The organism is Amycolatopsis bartoniae, from assembly GCF_014191255.1.
GTDB lineage: Bacteria > Actinomycetota > Actinomycetes > Mycobacteriales > Pseudonocardiaceae > Amycolatopsis_E > Amycolatopsis_E bartoniae.
The window spans coordinates 751,909-768,254 of record NZ_JACHWH010000001.1 but is presented as its reverse complement, the minus strand read 5'-3'; the positions used below and the strand labels follow the sequence as shown (position 1 = coordinate 768,254).

Annotated in this window: 18 protein-coding genes and 1 tRNA gene; 12 read left to right on the top strand and 7 right to left on the bottom strand. The window is 68.5% G+C overall.

The features are described from left to right. Positions 1 to 37: 37 nt before the first annotated feature. Positions 38 to 661, top strand: a complete 624-nt coding sequence (locus tag FHX82_RS03860) for a DsbA family oxidoreductase (RefSeq protein WP_145933262.1) — start codon at positions 38 to 40, stop codon at positions 659 to 661. Here FHX82_RS03860 and FHX82_RS03855 read toward each other — a convergent pair. Both FHX82_RS03855 and FHX82_RS03850 read right to left on the bottom strand, forming a co-directional pair. Continuing rightward, positions 658 to 1,779: a sialidase family protein gene (locus FHX82_RS03855; RefSeq protein WP_145933263.1), complete on the bottom strand. Its 1,122-nt coding sequence runs from the start codon at positions 1,777 to 1,779 to the stop codon at positions 658 to 660. The two genes, FHX82_RS03860 and FHX82_RS03855, sit on opposite strands and share 4 nt — an antisense overlap. A gap of 410 nt (positions 1,780 to 2,189) precedes the next feature. Next, a complete protein-coding gene (locus FHX82_RS03850) occupies positions 2,190 to 3,008 on the bottom strand; it encodes a hypothetical protein (protein ID WP_145933264.1) in 819 nt (272 codons plus the stop codon). Positions 3,009 to 4,397: 1,389 nt separating this feature from the next. Here FHX82_RS03850 and FHX82_RS37615 point away from each other — a divergent pair. Then, positions 4,398 to 4,538 carry a hypothetical protein gene (locus FHX82_RS37615; protein ID WP_229881184.1) on the top strand — a complete coding sequence of 47 codons (141 nt, stop codon included), beginning with the start codon at positions 4,398 to 4,400 and terminating at the stop codon, positions 4,536 to 4,538. Positions 4,539 to 4,569: 31 nt separating this feature from the next. Here FHX82_RS37615 and FHX82_RS03840 read toward each other — a convergent pair whose 3' ends face one another. Next, on the bottom strand, positions 4,570 to 5,061 hold the full coding sequence (locus tag FHX82_RS03840; RefSeq protein WP_145933265.1) for a YajQ family cyclic di-GMP-binding protein: 492 nt from the start codon (positions 5,059 to 5,061) through the stop codon (positions 4,570 to 4,572). A gap of 121 nt (positions 5,062 to 5,182) precedes the next feature. Between FHX82_RS03840 and FHX82_RS03835 the strand changes: the two genes are divergently transcribed. Next, positions 5,183 to 5,264, top strand: a tRNA-Tyr gene (locus tag FHX82_RS03835). A gap of 36 nt (positions 5,265 to 5,300) precedes the next feature. Here the strand turns inward: FHX82_RS03835 and FHX82_RS03830 are convergent. After that, positions 5,301 to 6,512, bottom strand: a complete 1,212-nt coding sequence (locus FHX82_RS03830) for an MFS transporter (protein ID WP_183176463.1) — start codon at positions 6,510 to 6,512, stop codon at positions 5,301 to 5,303. Between the two features lie 59 nt (positions 6,513 to 6,571). Here FHX82_RS03830 and FHX82_RS03825 point away from each other — a divergent pair, with 59 nt between their 5' ends. Further along, complete coding sequence (locus tag FHX82_RS03825; RefSeq protein ID WP_145933267.1) at positions 6,572 to 7,093, top strand: CGNR zinc finger domain-containing protein; 522 nt, start codon at positions 6,572 to 6,574, stop codon at positions 7,091 to 7,093. Here FHX82_RS03825 and FHX82_RS03820 read toward each other — a convergent pair. Then, a complete protein-coding gene (locus FHX82_RS03820; protein WP_145933268.1) occupies positions 7,090 to 7,536 on the bottom strand; it encodes a YdeI/OmpD-associated family protein in 447 nt (148 codons plus the stop codon). The two genes, FHX82_RS03825 and FHX82_RS03820, sit on opposite strands and share 4 nt — an antisense overlap. A 106-nt stretch (positions 7,537 to 7,642) precedes the next feature. Between FHX82_RS03820 and FHX82_RS03815 the strand changes: the two genes are divergently transcribed. From FHX82_RS03815 to FHX82_RS03805, 3 genes are read left to right on the top strand one after another with little or no spacing between them, the layout of a single operon-like run. Further along, entirely contained in the window at positions 7,643 to 8,032 is a 390-nt protein-coding gene (locus FHX82_RS03815; protein WP_145933269.1) for a nuclear transport factor 2 family protein, read from the top strand. Next, a complete protein-coding gene (locus tag FHX82_RS03810; RefSeq protein ID WP_145933270.1) occupies positions 8,029 to 8,844 on the top strand; it encodes a Rossmann-fold NAD(P)-binding domain-containing protein in 816 nt (271 codons plus the stop codon). The genes FHX82_RS03815 and FHX82_RS03810 overlap by 4 nt, the downstream gene beginning before the upstream one ends. Then, positions 8,841 to 9,422 carry a TetR/AcrR family transcriptional regulator gene (locus FHX82_RS03805; RefSeq protein ID WP_145933271.1) on the top strand — a complete coding sequence of 194 codons (582 nt, stop codon included), beginning with the start codon at positions 8,841 to 8,843 and terminating at the stop codon, positions 9,420 to 9,422. The genes FHX82_RS03810 and FHX82_RS03805 overlap by 4 nt, the downstream gene beginning before the upstream one ends. Here the strand turns inward: FHX82_RS03805 and FHX82_RS03800 are convergent. Then, entirely contained in the window at positions 9,419 to 10,150 is a 732-nt protein-coding gene (locus FHX82_RS03800) for an alpha/beta hydrolase (protein ID WP_145933272.1), read from the bottom strand. The genes FHX82_RS03805 and FHX82_RS03800 overlap by 4 nt on opposite strands. A 94-nt stretch (positions 10,151 to 10,244) precedes the next feature. Between FHX82_RS03800 and FHX82_RS03795 the strand changes: the two genes are divergently transcribed. Beyond that, positions 10,245 to 10,802 (top strand): TetR/AcrR family transcriptional regulator, encoded by a 558-nt coding sequence (locus FHX82_RS03795; protein ID WP_229881187.1) that lies wholly within the window; start codon positions 10,245 to 10,247, stop codon positions 10,800 to 10,802. Between the two features lie 17 nt (positions 10,803 to 10,819). On the opposite strand, the gene htpX is transcribed toward FHX82_RS03795, so the two are convergent. Next, positions 10,820 to 11,683: a zinc metalloprotease HtpX gene (gene htpX / locus FHX82_RS03790; RefSeq protein WP_145933274.1), complete on the bottom strand. Its 864-nt coding sequence runs from the start codon at positions 11,681 to 11,683 to the stop codon at positions 10,820 to 10,822. A gap of 163 nt (positions 11,684 to 11,846) precedes the next feature. On the opposite strand from htpX, the gene FHX82_RS03785 reads away from it, so the two are divergent. The 4 genes from FHX82_RS03785 (at position 11,847) to FHX82_RS03770 (ending at position 16,332) form a co-directional block, all read left to right on the top strand. Beyond that, positions 11,847 to 12,719, top strand: a complete 873-nt coding sequence (locus FHX82_RS03785; RefSeq protein WP_145933275.1) for an LLM class F420-dependent oxidoreductase — start codon at positions 11,847 to 11,849, stop codon at positions 12,717 to 12,719. A gap of 153 nt (positions 12,720 to 12,872) precedes the next feature. After that, the gene (locus FHX82_RS03780) at positions 12,873 to 13,895 is read left to right on the top strand and encodes a Gfo/Idh/MocA family protein (RefSeq protein WP_145933276.1); all 1,023 of its coding nucleotides are present in this window, start codon (positions 12,873 to 12,875) and stop codon (positions 13,893 to 13,895) included. Continuing rightward, positions 13,892 to 14,848, top strand: a complete 957-nt coding sequence (locus FHX82_RS03775) for an SDR family NAD(P)-dependent oxidoreductase (RefSeq protein ID WP_145933277.1) — start codon at positions 13,892 to 13,894, stop codon at positions 14,846 to 14,848. Before FHX82_RS03780 ends, FHX82_RS03775 begins: the two co-directional genes overlap by 4 nt. Continuing rightward, entirely contained in the window at positions 14,845 to 16,332 is a 1,488-nt protein-coding gene (locus FHX82_RS03770; RefSeq protein WP_221215326.1) for an MBL fold metallo-hydrolase, read from the top strand. The genes FHX82_RS03775 and FHX82_RS03770 overlap by 4 nt, the downstream gene beginning before the upstream one ends. Positions 16,333 to 16,346: the final 14 nt, after the last annotated feature.

Genomic DNA, 16,346 nt, shown 5'->3' with positions numbered 1-16,346 from the left:
CTGGAATAGGAGCGGGCGAGGTGGTGTTCGCCTGATCGTGCGCGTAGACATCTGGTCCGACGTGGTCTGCCCCTGGTGCTACCTCGGCAAACGGCGCTTCGAGCGGGCGCTCGCCGAGTTCGGCCGGCGCGACGAGGTCGAGGTCGTGTACCGGTCCTTCGAGCTGGACCCGAGCCTGCCGCCCGGCGAAGCCCGGCCGAAGACCCCACTGCTCGCGGCGAAGTTCGGCCGCGGCGAGGACGAGGTGCGCGAGATGGACGCGCAACTGGAGCGCCTCGCCGCCGCGGACGGCCTCGAGTACCACCTGGTCGACGGCATCGTGGGCAACACGTTCGACGCGCACCGCGTGCTGCACCTGGCGAAGCAGCAGGGTCGGCAGGCCGAGGTGACCGAACGGTTCTTCCGCGCCTACTTCACCGAGCAGCGTTCGCTGTTCGACGCCGACTCCCTGGCGGACGTCTCCGGTCTGGACCGCGAAGAGGTGCTGCGCGTGCTGAAGGAGGGCACGTACGCCGACGACGTGCGCGCGGACATCTCCCGCGCTCGCGAGCTGGGCGCGAACGGCGTCCCGTTCTTCGTGCTCGACGAGCGCTACGGCGTCTCGGGCGCCCAGTCGACCGAGACGTTCACGGCCGCGCTGACCAGGGCTTTCGAGGACTAGACGGGGCCCTTGGCGAAGTACGTGGTGCAGATGCCGTTGTCGTAGTCCGCGGCGATCTCCAGCGCGTTCCGCCCGCCGTCGACGGGCAGCAGCGCCGAGCTGTAGTTGGGGCACCAGTTGTTGTACGCGGCGGGCACGGGGACGGGCGCGGGCAGCTCGTACCAGGGTCCGGCGCCGAGGTTGTCGTTCGCGAGCAGCACCTGGCCGTTGCCGGGGAGCGGGGCGCCGGCGGCGTCGGTGTAGAGCTGCCCGACCATGACGAGCCGTGTGCCGTTCGCGCCGCCGGGGAACAGCGCGACGGTCTGGGCGTGCTGGAAGTAGTTGCCCTCGGCGGTGCGGATCGGGGTGCCCGGATCGCCGGAGTCGCCGAAGTCGGCGCCGTCCGGGGAAATCTTGTAGTACGGGTTGCAGTAGAGCTTGCCGTAGTTGCAGATCTCGTACCCGAAGTAGTAGCGCCCGTCGGGCAGCTGCCGCACGATCGGCATCCCGGGGCGGACGCCGTCGGGCGCGAGGGCGAGCGTGGTCTGCCGGGTGCCCCAGGTGACGCCGTCGGTGGAGCCGACGCGGCTGAGGATCTGGGAGTAGCCGGGCGCCTCGGTCTCGTCGGCGTAGTGGAGCCAGAGCGTGCCGCGGGCGTCGACGTCGAACTCGGGTTCCCAGACGCCGTCGTGGTCGTGGGAGCGGGCGGCCTCGGAGAGGAAGGTCCAGGTGCGGCCCGCGTCACGGCTGGCCCAGACGCGGATGGACACCCGTCGTTCGGCGCCCTCGTCCTGCCCGTAGCTGGCGGCCCACAGGAGGGTCCCGGCGCGCAGGTCCCCGACGCGGCGGGGCAGTTCGAACAGGGTGCCGCAGCACTCGCCGCGGCCGCCGCCGGTGTCGCGGATCTCGCTGATCTTCCGGAAGCTGCCCCCTTCGTCGGTGCTCTGGAAGACGGGAGCCACGGTGCCGTCCGAGTCCCACCCACTCACGGCGGCGATGATGCGGTTGCTTTGGCTGAGCCGCACGACACGCGGATACGAGCCGACGGTGAGCCGCTGCCGCTCGGCGGCGTGGGCGGGCTGAAGGTTCGCGGCGACCAGCACGAGGGCCAGCACAGCCACGATGATCTTCCGCCCCATGACGGCATTACATCACGGAGTGACGACCCGATGACGCTACGACGCGGTGGTGGCGGGTGCCAATGATCCTCAGGGTAGGACAGCGATGGCGCGTCTCCACGACACTCGCTCGTGAATACCGCCCTCGGTTGTACCGGAGATGCACCCGAGGCGCCTGAACCCGGAAACCGCAGGTCAGCCCACCGCGGTCAGCGGTAGTTCGTGAACTGCTTGCCACCTGGGCGGATGCGCCCGGGAGGGGCTGTGAGCTGCGGGTTTGTGGTGGTCGTTTGCCGTTGGTTGTGGTCGCTAGTCGGTGCCGTCTGTACCGGATTTGTACCGGGCGCACCAGCCTCGGACAGAAGCTTGCGCGCTCTCGGTTTAGGGGCGGCGCCCCAACGATTGGCGTTGACCCCTTGATGGTCGCGAAACTAATACCACCTTGGGCCAAATGCACCTTTGGATCGTTTGATCAGCTGAGGGTTAAAGATCTCAGAAAAGTGCGGCAAGTGCTTTTCCAGCGCAAGGCAATCTGCAACTACTTCGTCAAGTCGCTCGTCATTCATAATTAACACGCGAGCAACGCAGCGAACGCTCTTAAGTTCAACCTCAACAGATGTACAGCTCACAGGCTGAGCGACGACTGAAGTTCCTCCATTATCAAGGCGGGCCTCAAATAGGGGGCTCGTGGTTATGACTATCGGTGCGACTATCGAGCATCCAAGCTTTTGGAACGAGCTATCCCAGGTATTCACCGTAGCCCCAACTGCTGCTGACAGAGTCTGCCGCGCCGCGTTGTAGGCGGCGTCTTTACTGTTTGCTCCCTTGAAAGCTTCCACAATGGCATACCCTGGAGCGGGCCACTGATGTACGCGCCCCTCAAGATGATCGTTTAGGGCCGTCATGACCGGCGTAAGCTGGCCATACTCTTGCACCCAATGAAGTGTAAGGTTCTGCCGAAAGTCGAACAGGGAGGTTGCGGGTTGCTCACGTTTTGCGGCTCGCCTGAATACAATCCATGGGTTTTTCGTGCTCTTACATTCGATGACGATGCGGAAAACAAGACAATATTTGTCATTTTCCTCCCACCAGTCTAGATAGTAGTCAGTTTCACGCTCCTCATTAGTCAGTACATCTACGTATGTCAAATTTGGTTCGCGTTCCCAGTTTTGAGCAAGCTTGGCATCTTGCAAGCGCTGAGCAACGCGCATCTCAAGCGGGTAGCCAGTCTGAGACAGCCAGTTAGTCACTTTTGAAGTGAGATCTGCTCGTGCACTTAATTCCCCTGATGTCGACAAATCTATTACCTTTCTGGTCGATCTACAGATTATCGTTACGAGGAGCATCGCTCCGCAACAACCATTCGGTAACGCTGCTTGGTGGTCATCCCGTCGCCTGATGGCGTCTCGATCACGCCGCGTCGGGGCGGCAACCCTCGGACTCATCCGCCGGCCGAATTCGCCAAGCTTGCGGCCCCGGCGCGGCGTGATAGCCATCAGTCAGGCGACGGGATGACCACCAAGCGCCCACCCTGCCAACGGGACCGTGCCTGCACTCCCCTGGTCATCCCGGAGCCTGCCTGCCCGGCGAGGGCATGTTCTTCTCTCCTTCGCGGCGGCTGCGGGGCCGCCTGGCCTCCGTCGAACCGCCGCGCGGGACCGGCGCCAGCCGCACGCCCGCGCCTGGCGGTTCGACAGGGATAGGGCCAGATCAGCGGCCCCGCAGGGGCCGCCTTGATGATGTAGAGAAAGTCATCACCGCATGTGCGGGCAGCAGCTCCAGGGCTCAGGCGCTGAGCAGGACGGCCACAAGGCTCTTGTCGTCGGTACGCCGAGCAGTGGCGCAAGACGCAGCTCCACCGGCACAGCACGGCCGAGCGGACTGAGCGGATCATCCGGCACCACATCGCGCCGGTCATGGGAAGTCTGCCGCTCGCGCAGGTGCGGAACTCCCACATCCGGGGATGGGTCAAGGACCGTGCTCAGCACCTCGCCCCGAGCACGCTCGCAACCGTCTACCACGGCGTCCTCGTGCCGATGTTCAACGCGGCCGTGATCGACAAGCGGATCGGAACCTCGCCATGCGTGGGCGTCCGCCTGCCCGAGATTCCGGACGCCCGCTACTACATCGCCAAGCCGGAACAGGTGCACGCGCTCTACCAGGCGTTGCCTGAGCGGTACCGAGCGATCGTCTACCTGGCCGCGGGGTGTGGCTGGCGCGGCGGCGAGATCTTCGGCCTTGAGCAGAACGCGATCGACTTCGAGGCCCGCGAGGTCCACGTGCGCCAGGTTGACCGTGGTCGCCGGGCGACGGCCGTTCCTCGCTCCGCCCAAGACCAAGACCAGCCTCCGGACGAACGAGCTGCCCACCGTCGTAGCCGACGCGCTTCGGACGCACCTGGACACGTTCCGCTCCGCGCCCGAGGAGATCGAGGACGAGACCGACCCCCGCCGGCCGATCGTGCGGCCCGCCGACCTCGTGTTCACCCGAGGCGATGGCCGTCCAATCCACCGAGCCGACTGGTCATACATCTGGCGCCCAGCCGTCGAGGCTGCTGGCCTGCCGAGCGGCTTCGGACTACGGGACCTGCGGCACTACTTCGCCACGGTCCTGATCTTCGGCGGGGCAACGTCAAGACCGTGCAGTTCGCGATGGGGCACACCACGCCGACCGTCACCTTGAACACCTACGTCGGGTACTGGCCGGACGCGGTGGACCAGACGCGCTCGCTCGTGGACTCCGCGCTCGGTTGTACCGGAGATGTACCCGAGGCCGCCTGAACCTCGAAAACCGCGGGTCAGGCCGCCCGAATCAGCGGTAGTTGGTGAACTGCAGGGCGATGTCGAAGTCCTTGCCCTTGAGCAGGGCGATCACTTCCTGCAGGTGGTCCTTCTTCTTGCCGGACACGCGCAACTGGTCGCCCTGGATCTGGGCCTGCACGCCCTTCGGGCCTTCGTCCCGGATGAACTTCGCGATCTGCTTCGCCTTGTCCGACGCGATGCCCTGGATGATGTTGCCGTTGATCTTGTAGATCTTCCCCGACACCGCGGGCTCCCCGGCCTCGAACGCCTTCAGCGAGATGCCCCGCTTGATCAGCTTCTCCTTGAAGACCTCGACGGCCGCGAGCGCGCGCTCCTCGGTCTCGGCCTCGATGGCGATCGCCTCTTCGCCGGCCCACGACACCTTGGCGTTGACGCCCCGGAAGTCGAAGCGTGTGGACAGCTCCTTCGCCGCCTGGTTCAGGGCGTTGTCCACCTCCTGCCGGTCGACCTTGCTCACGACGTCGAATGACGGATCGGCCACGTGTCCCCACCTCGTACTTCGGCTTGTCGGCTAGGCCACACCATAGCGCTGCCACCTCACCCCGGTTGCCCCCGCCGCCGAGGGGTTCTGTACGCTGTCTCTCGGCTGGTTCACCAGTCGCGGCGGGTTGCCCGAGCGGCCAAAGGGATCTGACTGTAAATCAGACGGCACTGCCTTCAGAGGTTCGAATCCTCTACCCGCCACACCAGCTGAAACGCCCCGCGACCTGCGAAGACAGGTCAGCGGGGCGTTTGTCGTATGTGCAGTGGTGGGCAGTGGCAGGCGGCGTCTGACGGGTGTTCGCGGCAAATGTGTGGCGACGGCCCAGCGAGCGGCTTGACCACCGGCCGGGTGAGCGTGGTCAGGGCCGTGCACGCGGAGGTGACGAGGAAGGCGGCACCGAGCCCCCAGTGGGCGGCGACCGCGGCGAGTGCCACCGGGCCCACGACCGACCCGCCGCCCGTGACGAGGAATACCGCGCTGAGGCCGGTCGCCGGGGCCTCCGGGAACACCTGCCCCGCCCACACCGCCAGCAGTCCGCCGAACGCCATGTAGCTGCACCCGTACAGCAGGGCCGAGGCGACCGCCGCGAGTGGCACGCCCGGTGCGACTCCGAGCAGCGCGAGCGCCGCGGCCTGCGCCAGCAACAGCACCAGATGGCCCCGCGCCAGGCCCAGGCGTGACAGCAGCCGCGCCGTGACCACCCCCGCCGTGCCGGACAGGCCCATCAACGACCAGAACAGCGGGCCGGGCATCGCGTGCACCGCTGCGACCGCGTAGGTCCAGTACACCGAGCCGAGTAAACCGTAGGACACCGCCGTCACGTACAACGGGACAGCCGCGCGCTGGGTCAACCACGACACCGAAAGCCGCTCCCCCACAGGCATCGGGGATCCACGCCCGAGCAATAATCCATTGTAGACAGTCGTGGCGAGGGCCAGCGCGGCGAAGGCGAGCCAGATCGGCCGCCAGCCGGTGACGGGTGCCAGCAGGGCGAGCGGCCCGGCCACGACGACCGCGAACGCGGTGCCGGACGGGATGAGCGCGAGCATCCGCTCCCGCCTGCCTTCCGGCAGCAGGACCCGGACCGCGTCCGCGTACGGCGACCACATGCAGGCCGGGCTGGTGCTCGCCACCACCAGGCCGACGATCAACAATGCCGGTCCGCGCGCGAGCGCGGCGAGGGCCAGGCCGACGGTGGCCGCGAGCCCCCCGGCCACGACCAGCGGCCGCGGCCCGACCCTGGCGACCAGCGCACCCACGGCGGCCAGTGCGACGAGGTATCCGGCGTAGCCGAGGCTGCCGATCAGGCCGGTCTGGGTCACCGACAGGGAGAAGTCCGCTTCGAGCCGGGGCAGGAACAGGCCGTAGCCGTAGCGCGCGAAGCCGTACCCGACTCCGATCGCGGACAGCCCGCCGACGGCCACTCGCCATTCAGTTACCTGCTTCACGGCTTTGACGGTAACGCAGGGCGTTACCGCTTGCAGGGTTGTTCCGGTAACCTGCGGAGATGGCCTCAGCGCGTCCCGGCGCCCCTGACGAGTTGCGCTCGCTCCAGGAGTTCGGCAACTCGGCGCGGTTCCTCTACGGCGAGGACAATCTGACCGACCCCGCCGAAGCCGCCCGCTGGCTGATCGCGCACGAGCTGGTACCGCGCGGTTTCACCCTCGACGAGCAGGAGCTGGCACGTCTGGTGCGGTTCCGCGAGACCCTGCGGGACCACCTCGACGGGGCGGAGGTGACGGCCGCGCTCAACGAGTTCGCGGCCGCGGCGGTGGCCGGGCCGCGCTGGTCGCCGGACGGTCCCGGGCTGCGGCCGACGGGCGAGGGCGCGGACGACTTGATCGCGCGGTTGCTCGACGCCCTGTTCCGGGCGGAGATCACCGGCCAGGTGCGACGGCTCAAGCCGTGCAAGGCGCCCGAGTGCCGCTGGCTGTTCTACGACCGCTCGCCCGCCGGGAACAGCGTGTGGTGCACCATGGAGATCTGCGGGGCGCGGCACAAGATGCGCGCCTACCGCTCACGCCACTAGGCGCAACTTCGGGAAAGCTCCTCCACCGTCTTCGCCACGCGGCGCTGCCGGGTCGGCTCGGTCTTCGCCTCGGCTATCCACAGGACGTAACGGCGCTGGTGGCTGTACGCGAGCTTGTCGAACGCCGCCTGCGCTGCCGGGGCAGCGGCGAGGGCCTGAGCCAGGTCGGGCGGAACCTCCACCGTGCGGAGCTCCGTGTCCAGCAGCAGCTCGACCTCGACCTCATCCCCCGCGGAGACGCCCGCACCCGAGCGGATCTCGGCGCTCACCGGCAGCATCGCGCGGCCACCCATGCTGCCCACGCTGCTGCGGTACTCGTACCCGTTCAGCCGCACCCGCACCTTCGGCCGCTTCCCGCCGGACAACGCGGCCAGCACGTCCGGCGGCACTTCGATGCCCGTCGCCGACTTGCCATTCAGTTCGACCTGCGCCCGGAACTCCATCGGCCCGCCTCCTCGCTCGCGCCGGTGAGGATACCCTCGTTCGACAACCGGACTGATGGTCCGTATCATCGAAACGGACTAGCAGTCCGGAAACGAGGAGGGCCACATGACCACAGCCGTGGATGTCTTCGGCGAGCTGGCTCGGCAGACCGCCGAATCGGGCGCCGTCGAAGTGATGCTTGACCTGTCCGCCGACGACGTCGTGTTCGAGTTCCCCTTCGCCCCGCCGGGCCGCCCCACCCGGGTCGAGGGCAAGCCCGCGCTCGCCGAGTACCTCAAGGCCCTGGCGGGTCGCGTGCGCATCGAGGGCATCCGCGACCTGGAGGTCCACGAGACCGTCAAGCCGGAGGTAGCGATCATCGAGATGACCGTGACAGGCACCGTCACGGCCACCGGGGCGCCGTACGAGCAGTCCTACGTCAGCATCCTGACCGTCCGCGACGGCCTGATCGTGCACTACCGGGATTACTGGAACCCGCTCCGGAGTGCCGCGTGAACGCCGTCCTCGTCACCGGGGCGAGTGGCACCACCGGCAGCCGTGTGGCGCGGCAGTTGGCCGCGCGGGGCGTCGTGGCGCGGCCGGTCAGCCGCTCGGGCGCTGTCCGGTTCAATTGGTACGACCCGGAAACCCACGCGGACGCGCTGGCCGGGGTCGACCGGATGTACCTGGTGCCACCCGTCGGCGACGCGACCCCGCACACCGTGATGCTGCCGTTCCTCGACCTCGCCCGTGCCGCGGGCGTGCGACGGGTGGTGCTGCTGAGCAACTCCCTAGTCTCCGCCGGCGGTCCGCTGACAGGCACCGTGCACAAGGCGGTCGCGGACACCTTCGCCGAATGGGCCGTGCTGCGGCCCTCGTGGTTCATGCAGAACGTGATCGGCCGTCATCCGCACGCCGTCGGCATCCGCGCCACGTCTGCCATCGCCACGTCCGCCGGGGACGGACGCGCCGGGTTCGTCGACGCGGACGACATCGCCCGCGTCGCCGTCGAGGCACTGCTGGCACCGGTGGCACTGAACACCGACCTGGTCCTGACCGGCCCGCAGTCGTTGAGCTACGACGACGTGGCCGCGATCCTGACCGAGACCAGTGGCCGGGTGATCACGCACAAGCGGCTGGACCCGGCCGAGCAGCCCGCCTACTACGAGGCGCTCGGCGTACCCGGGCCCACGGCGCACTTCCTGGTCGGCATGGACCAGGTCGTCGCTTCCGGTGTCGAAGACCGCACGACGGATACGGTGGAGCGCGTGACCGGAGTCCCGCCCCGCTCGTTCCGCGACTTCGCGCTCGCGGAGTTCGCCGCGTGACGACGAAGGAACGCGCCGACGCCGCCCGCAACCGGCAGGCCATCCTGACCGCCGCGAGCACCCTGTTCGACACGGCCGACGATCCGCTGACGGTCACCATGGACGACGTCGCGGCCGCGGCCGGTGTGGGCAAGGGCACTCTGTTCCGCCGCTTCGGCGACCGGGCCGGGCTGCTGCGGGCCGTCTTCGACACGCGGATCGCCGGGCTCACCGCCGCGATCGTCGACGGCCCGCCGCCACTCGGTCCGGCGACCCCACCCCGCGAGCGCGTGCCCGCGCTGCTGGACGCGATGGTCGAGTTCAAACTGGACAACCGCAAGCTCACCCGGGCCCTGGAGCAGACGTCCGAGCGGGCGTCCTTCCTGGAGTCCCCGAACTACCAGCTGGCGCACGCCCTGTTCACGGATCTGCTCACCGGCGTGGTCACCCCGGACAACGCCGGGTGGACGGCCCACGCGCTGCTCTCCTACACCCGCATCGACCTGCTGGAGCACGTGCTCGCCACGCAGCAGTGGTCGGTGGCGCGGCTGCGCCGGGAAATCCAGGACGTGGCGGGCAGGATCCTCGGAAAGGTCTAGCCCAGTTTCAGCAACAGCTCCGCCAGTTCCGCGGGCTTCGTGACCATGCAGTCGTGGCCCGTGTCGATTTCCCACACCCGCGACGGCGTGCCGTTGGGCTGCGTCGGCGGAACGGGGCGGCGTTCCATGCCTTCCACCCGGGCCGGGCCGCCCGTGCAGTGGATGTGCGTGCGCGGGATCGCGGTGGTCGCCGGGTTGTCCAGGTGGACCGGTTGTTGCAGACAGCGCACCGGCTGGTCCGACAGCATCGACCGCACCCACGCGACGTCCGCCGGGTCGGTGACGCCGAACAGGCCCGCGGGCGGAGGGAATTCCGGCATCGGCGGCACACGCCAGCCGCTTTCGGAGCTCAGCGCCGCGTCGATCAGGGACTGTGTCACCGGCATGACGTCGACCGCCGTTTCGCCGTCCTCGGGGACCATCGCGTCGAGGTACACCAGCTCCGCGATCCGGTCCGGGACCTCGTTCGCCACCGACGAGATCACCAGCCCGGCGTAGCTGTGGCCCACGAGCACCACGTCGCGGAGATCCTCGGCGAGGATCAGGCCCACGACGTCGTCGACGTGCGTGTCCAGCCCCACCTCCGGGCCTGCCAGGTGCACCGTTTCGCCGTAGCCCGTCAGCGTCGGGGCGAACACGCGGTGCCCCGCCGACGCCAGCAGCGGCACCACCCGCTCCCAGGCCCGCCCGCTGTGCCAGGCGCCGTGTACCAGCAGAAATGTGGACATGCTTCTTCCGATCTGGGACCATCGAAAAAACGGGACTCTGTCCCACTTGACGATACGGGACACTGTCCCGTTTAGCAACGACGGGAGGACCGCGGTGAGCGACCGGCCCAAGCGGGCGGACGCGCGGCGCAACCAGGAGAACCTGCTCGACGCCGCGGCGGCGGTGTTCGTGACGTCGGGGGTGGAGGCGCCGATTCGGGACATCGCGGCGAAGGCCGGGGTCGGGACGGCCACGATCTACCGCCACTTCCCCACGCGGGCGGACCTGATCGTCGCCGTGTACCGGCACCAGGTGGAGGCTCTCGCGGAGGCCGGGCCCGCCCTGCTCGAAAGCAGCGAGACGCCGTACGCGGCATTGGCGAAGTGGCTCGACCTGCTGGTGGACTTCGTGGTCACCAAACGGGGGCTCGCCGCCGTGCTGCAGTCCGACGACCCCTGCTACGACCCGCTGCACTCCTACTTCCTCGACCGCCTGGAGCCGGTGTGCAGCCGGCTGCTCGACGCCGCGGTCGAGTCGGGGGAGATTCGCGCGGGGCAGGACCCGTATGAGCTGATGCGTGCCGTCGGCGGACTGAGCGCGGGCGGCGACAAGCCCCGCTACAACGTGCGGCGCCTGGTGGGGCTCCTCGTCGCGGGATTGCGCGCGGGCTGACTACGACCGATCCCCCGTCAGAAGCCCCGCCGGGCCATTTCCTCCAGCCTGGCGATGCGGTCGGCGATCGGGGGGTGCGTCGAGAACAGGCGGGAGAACGACTCGCCGGGGCGGAACGGGTTCGCGATCATCAGGTGCGACTGCGAGACCAGCTGCGGCTCCGGCACGAGCGGCGCCCGCCGGGTGCCCTCCTCCAGCTTCCGCAGCGCCGAGGCCAGCGCCAGCGGGTCGCCGGTCAGCTCGGCACCCGACGCGTCCGCCTGGTACTCCCGCGAGCGGCTCACCGCGAGCCTGATCACGGCGGCCGCGATCGGACCCACCAGCACCAGCAGCAGCGACACCAGCGGGTTGCCCTCCTCGCGGTCGTTCCCGCCGAAGACGCCCGCGAACATCGCCAGGTTCGCGAGCACGCTCACCATGCTCGCGAGCGCCCCGGCGACGCACGAGATGAGGATGTCGCGGTTGTACACATGCGACAGCTCGTGCCCGAGCACCGCCCGCAGCTCACGCTCCGTCAGCAACCCGAGGATGCCCGTGGTGCAGCACACCGCCGCGTGGCGCGGGTTCCGGCCCGTCGCGAACGCGTTCGGCGCCACCGTCGGGCTGACGTACAGGGCCGGCATCGGCTGCCGGGCGGACGTGGCCAGTTCCCGCACTATCCGGTACATCGCGGGCTGCTCGGCCTCCGACACCGGCCGCGCCCGCATCGCGCGCAGCGCCAGCTTGTCGGAGTTGAAGTAGGCGTAGGCGTTCACCCCGAGCGCGAGCAACAGCCCGATGTACAACGCGCCGCGCCCGAACAGCGAGCTGACCGCGATGATGAGGGCACTGAGCAGGCCGAGCAGCAACGCCGTCTTCAACCCGTTCTGATGCCTGTGCACTGACCCCACGCCTCCCTCCGTACGCACCGGAAACGCTCGGACGTCGGGTGAAAGTTCCACCGTAACGGTGTTACGACGCTGTTTCGGCCGACGTCACACCTTCCGGGGCCGTGATACTGGAGCGACTCCGGGTATACGTTCGGGCACGGAGGTCGAAAATCCCATGAAGCTCGGACTGCAAATTCCTGATTTCACCTGGCCGAACGGTCCCGCGAAGCTGGGCGCCGAACTCGCCGAAGTCGCGCAGGCGGCGGACGAGGCCGGGTTCGAATACCTCGCGGTGATGGACCACTTCTTCCAGATCCAGTCCATCGGCCCGGCTGAGCACGACATGCTGGAGGCGTACACCACGCTGGGTTACCTGGCCGCGCACACCAAGCGCGCCAAGCTGCTCACGGTGATCACCGGCGTCATCTACCGCCAGCCCGGTGTGCTCGCGAAGGCCGTGACCACGCTCGACGTGCTGTCCGGCGGGCGGGCGATCCTCGGCATCGGCGCCGGCTGGAACGAGGAGGAGTCGCGTGGGCTCGGCTTCCCGTTCCCGCCGACCAAGGAGCGCTTCGAAATGCTGGAGGAGGCCCTCCGGTACATCCACCAGATGTTCTCCGACAACGACGGGCCCTTTGAAGGCGACTACATCACCGCTGAACGGCTGATGAACGTTCCGGCACCGCTGAGCAAACCGCACCCGCCGATCATGGTCGGTGGCTCCGGCGAGAAGAAGACGCTGCGGTTCGTCGCGAAGTACGGCGACGCGTGCAACATCTTCAACGGCCCGGAACTGGAGCACAAGCTCGAAGTGCTCCGAGGCCACTGCGAGGCCGAGGGCCGCGACTACGACGAGATCAGCAAAACCGTGTACCACCCGCTGGACATCGGCGCGAACGGCGAGAAGACCGAGGAGCTCATGACCGAACTGCGCCGGCTCGCCGGGCTCGGCGTGGACGCCGCGATCGGCTACTGCCCCACCGTGCCGGACACGAAACCCTTCGAGATCTTCGCGAAGGACGTCATCCCCGCGGCCGCGGAGCTCTAGGCCGAAAAGACGCACCGCCGGTACGCACAACACCGGCGGTGCGTTTTTGACCGACAGAAACCCCCTGCTGCGCAACGGTTTCTGTAACGGTCACCCGGTGGTCCGCGTTCTCCCTTGCGTGCCGGGGGTTTCCCGGCGGGAAGGGGAATCGCCGTGCCACGGATCGGTCTCGCGGTGATCGGCGCCGGTTACTGGGGCCCCAATCTGGTTCGCAACGCGCAGGCGACGGAGAGCCTGCGCCTCGAATACCTGTGCGACCTCGACGTCGCTCGGGCACGCCAAGTACTCGGCGACTACTCCACCGTCCGCGCCACGCCGTCACTGGACGAGGTGCTCGAAGACCCCGCGGTGCAGGCGGTCGCCATCGCGACGCCCGCCGCCACCCACCTGAAGGTCGCGACGGCCGCGCTCGAAGCCGGCAAGCACGTGCTGGTCGAAAAGCCCCTCGCGGCGAACTTCGCCGAGGGCCGCCAGCTGGTCGAAACCGCGGAAGACCGCGGGCTCGTGCTCATGCTCGACCACACCTACTGCTACACGCCCGCGGTGCGGGAGCTGCGGCGGATCGTGCACAGCGGCGAGCTCGGCGAGGTGCAGTACCTCGACTCCGTGCGCATCAACCTCGGCATCGTGCAGCGCGACGTCGACGTGCTGTGGGACCTCGCGCCGCACGACCTGTCGGTGTTCGACGCGATCCTGCCCGCCGGGGTGCAGCCGGTCGCGGTCGCGGCCCACGGCTCCGACCCCATCGGCGCCGGGCGCGCGTGCGTGGCGCACCTGAGCATCGAGCTGAACACCGGCGTGCTCGCCCACGTGCACGTCAACTGGTTGTCCCCCACCAAGATCCGCACGATGGTGCTCGGCGGCTCGGCGAAGACCGTGGTGTGGGACGACCTCAACCCGACCCAGCGCGTGTCGGTGTACGACCGGGGTGTCGACCACCAGCGAGAGCAGGCGATCATCTCCTACCGCCTCGGCGACATGGTCGCGCCCGCGCTGACGGAGCAGGAGGCGCTGCGCGCGGTGATGGCGGAGTTCGCCGACTCCATCACGCAGGGCCGCGCACCGCTCACCGACGGCCGCTCCGGCCTCCGCGTCCTCGCGCTGCTCGAAGCGGCGTCCCGCAGCCTCACCGAAAACGGCGCCTTCGTGGCGGTCAGGCAGGAGATCGCAGCATGACTGCACAGCCCCTCACCGGACAGCGGTTCCTCGTCACCGGCGGCGCCGGGACGATCGGGTCCGCCGTGGTGGACCAGCTGGTCGAGGCCGGGGCGGCCGAGATCACCGTGCTGGACAACCTCGCACGCGGCCGCCGGGAGAACCTCGCCGAGGCGGGCCCGAAGGCGAACCTCGTCGTCGGTGACATCAACGACCCCGCGCTCGTGGCGGAGCTGATGACCGGCGTCGACGTCGTGTTCCACCTGGCCGCGTTGCGCATCACCCAGTGTGCCGAACAGCCGCGGCTCGCACTGGAGTCGCTTGTGGACGGTACGTTCACCGTGCTGGAAGCCGCGGCGGCCGCGGACGTGCGCAAGGTCGTCGCGTCCTCGTCGGCGTCGGTGTACGGGCTCGCCGAGGAGTTCCCGACCACGGAACGGCACCACCCGTACAACAACGACACCTTCTACGGCGCCGCGAAGGCGTTCAACGAAGGCATGTTGCGCAGCTTCCACGCGATGTACGGGCTGGACTACGTGGCGCTGCGGTACTTCAACGTCTACGGCCCGCGGATGGACGTGCACGGGCTGTACACCGAGGTCCTGATCCGCTGGATGGAGCGGATCGACCGGGGCGAGCCGCCGCTGATCTTCGGCGACGGCAGCCAGACCATGGACTTCGTCCACGTCCACGACATCGCGCGCGCCAACCTGCTCGCGGCCAAGGCACCGGTGACCGACTCGGTCTACAACATCGCCAGCGCCACCGAGACCAGCCTCCGGGAACTGGCCCTGGGCCTGCTCACCGCGATGGACTCGGACCTCGCGCCCGAGCACGGGCCCGCGCGCGCGACCGGCGGGGTCACCCGTCGGCTGGCCGACATCTCCGCAGCCGCCCGCGACCTGGGCTGGCAACCGCAGATCAAGCTGCCCGACGGCCTGCGTGGCCTGGTCGACTGGTGGCGAAACTCGTGAGCACAATTCGGTACCTGGGGCACGCCGGGTTCGTCGTCGAGCACCGGGGCACGCGGATCCTCATGGATCCCTGGTTCTTCCCCGCCTTCCTCGGCTCCTGGTTCCCCTACCCCGACAACAGGTTCCTGCTCGACGACGTGCTCGACGGGCAGTTCGACTACCTCTACGTCTCGCACGCGCACGAGGACCACTACGACGAGAAGTTCCTGCGGCGGTTCGACCGCTCGACGAAGGTGATCGTCGCGAAGTACCGGTCCAAGGTCATGGTCCGCCACTTCCGCGACCTCGGGTTCGAGGACGTGACGGCGCTGGCGCACCGCGAGTCGATCGAGCTGGGCCCGGGCCTGACCGCGACGATGCTCCTCGACACCAGCCACAAGGAGGACAGCGGCCTGCTGCTCGACCTCGACGGCTTCCGCTTCCTCGACCTCAACGACTGCAACACCCCGATGTCCGAGCTGCCCGCGGACATCGACCTGCTGGCGGCGCAGTTCTCCGGGGCGATGTGGTACCCGAACTGCTACGACTACCCGCCGGCGGTGATGGCCGAGAAGGTCGCGGGCGTGCGCGACGACCTGATGGACACGTTGTACCGCAAGGTGAAGCTCACCGGCGCGAAGGCGTACCTGCCCTCGGCCGGGCCGGCGTGCTTCCTGGATCCCGAGCTGGCCCAGTACAACGACCGCGACTCGACGATCTTCCCGGTGTGGGACCAGGTCGCCGACGGCTTCGCGAAAGCCTGCCCGGAGACCGACGTCGTCCGGCTCGGCCCGGGTGACTCCCTGAGCGTCGGCGACGGCGTCGAGGTGCACGCCACCGCGCGGCTCGACGAGGACCTCGACGCCTACCGCGAGCGCCGCCGGGACGAGTGGGCGGAGTTCCACGCCGGGCCGGAGCCCGAGGTCACGATGACCGAGCTGGAGCAGTACTTTCACACGCTCCAGACGTGGAACAAGCGGTTCCTCGGCGACTTCAGCAAAGACATCCGGCTCGTCGCCGGGTCCGAGAACTGGGACGTGCGCCTCGGCAGGCTGGCCGAGCACTTCGTGATCGAGGGCGAGGAACCCTACGACCCGGAGTACACGCTGCTGGTCTCGCCGCGCGTGCTGCGGGCCATTGTGGACGGACGCGCGGGCTGGGAGGAAGCGCTGCTGTCGATGCGCCTCGGACTGCACCGCGAACCGGACGTGTTCGATCTCACGTTCATGGGTCTGCTGCGGTACGGGAACCACCCGGCGCAGACGATGCAGATGCTGCGCGAGCGCCAGAACACCGAGACGATCGAGCGCGACGGCCTGCGGTTGCAGCGGTTCTGCCCGCACGCGGGCGAGGACCTGACGTTCGCCGAGATCGGGAACGGCCGCATCGAATGCCCCCGGCACCACTGGATCTGGGACGCGCGCACCGGCGCGTGCGTCGACAAGGCGTCCCTGCCACTACGGGTTGAAGTCGTCGACGAGCAGACGTTCAACCGAAAGATGTAACAAGGGGCGCCGGA

Excerpts from the sequence above, each read along its gene's own strand:
- FHX82_RS03855 (WP_145933263.1), bottom strand. The coding sequence starts at position 1,779 with ATGGGGCGGAAGATCATCGTGGCTGTGCTGGCCCTCGTGCTGGTCGCC.
- FHX82_RS03825 (WP_145933267.1), top strand. The coding sequence starts at position 6,572 with ATGGCCTCAGCGCGTCCCGGCGCCCCTGACGAGTTGCGCTCGCTCCAG.
- FHX82_RS03820 (WP_145933268.1), bottom strand. The coding sequence starts at position 7,536 with ATGGAGTTCCGGGCGCAGGTCGAACTGAATGGCAAGTCGGCGACGGGC.
- FHX82_RS03815 (WP_145933269.1), top strand. The coding sequence starts at position 7,643 with ATGACCACAGCCGTGGATGTCTTCGGCGAGCTGGCTCGGCAGACCGCC.
- FHX82_RS03800 (WP_145933272.1), bottom strand. The coding sequence starts at position 10,150 with ATGTCCACATTTCTGCTGGTACACGGCGCCTGGCACAGCGGGCGGGCC.
- FHX82_RS03785 (WP_145933275.1), top strand. The coding sequence starts at position 11,847 with ATGAAGCTCGGACTGCAAATTCCTGATTTCACCTGGCCGAACGGTCCC.
- FHX82_RS03775 (WP_145933277.1), top strand. The coding sequence starts at position 13,892 with ATGACTGCACAGCCCCTCACCGGACAGCGGTTCCTCGTCACCGGCGGC.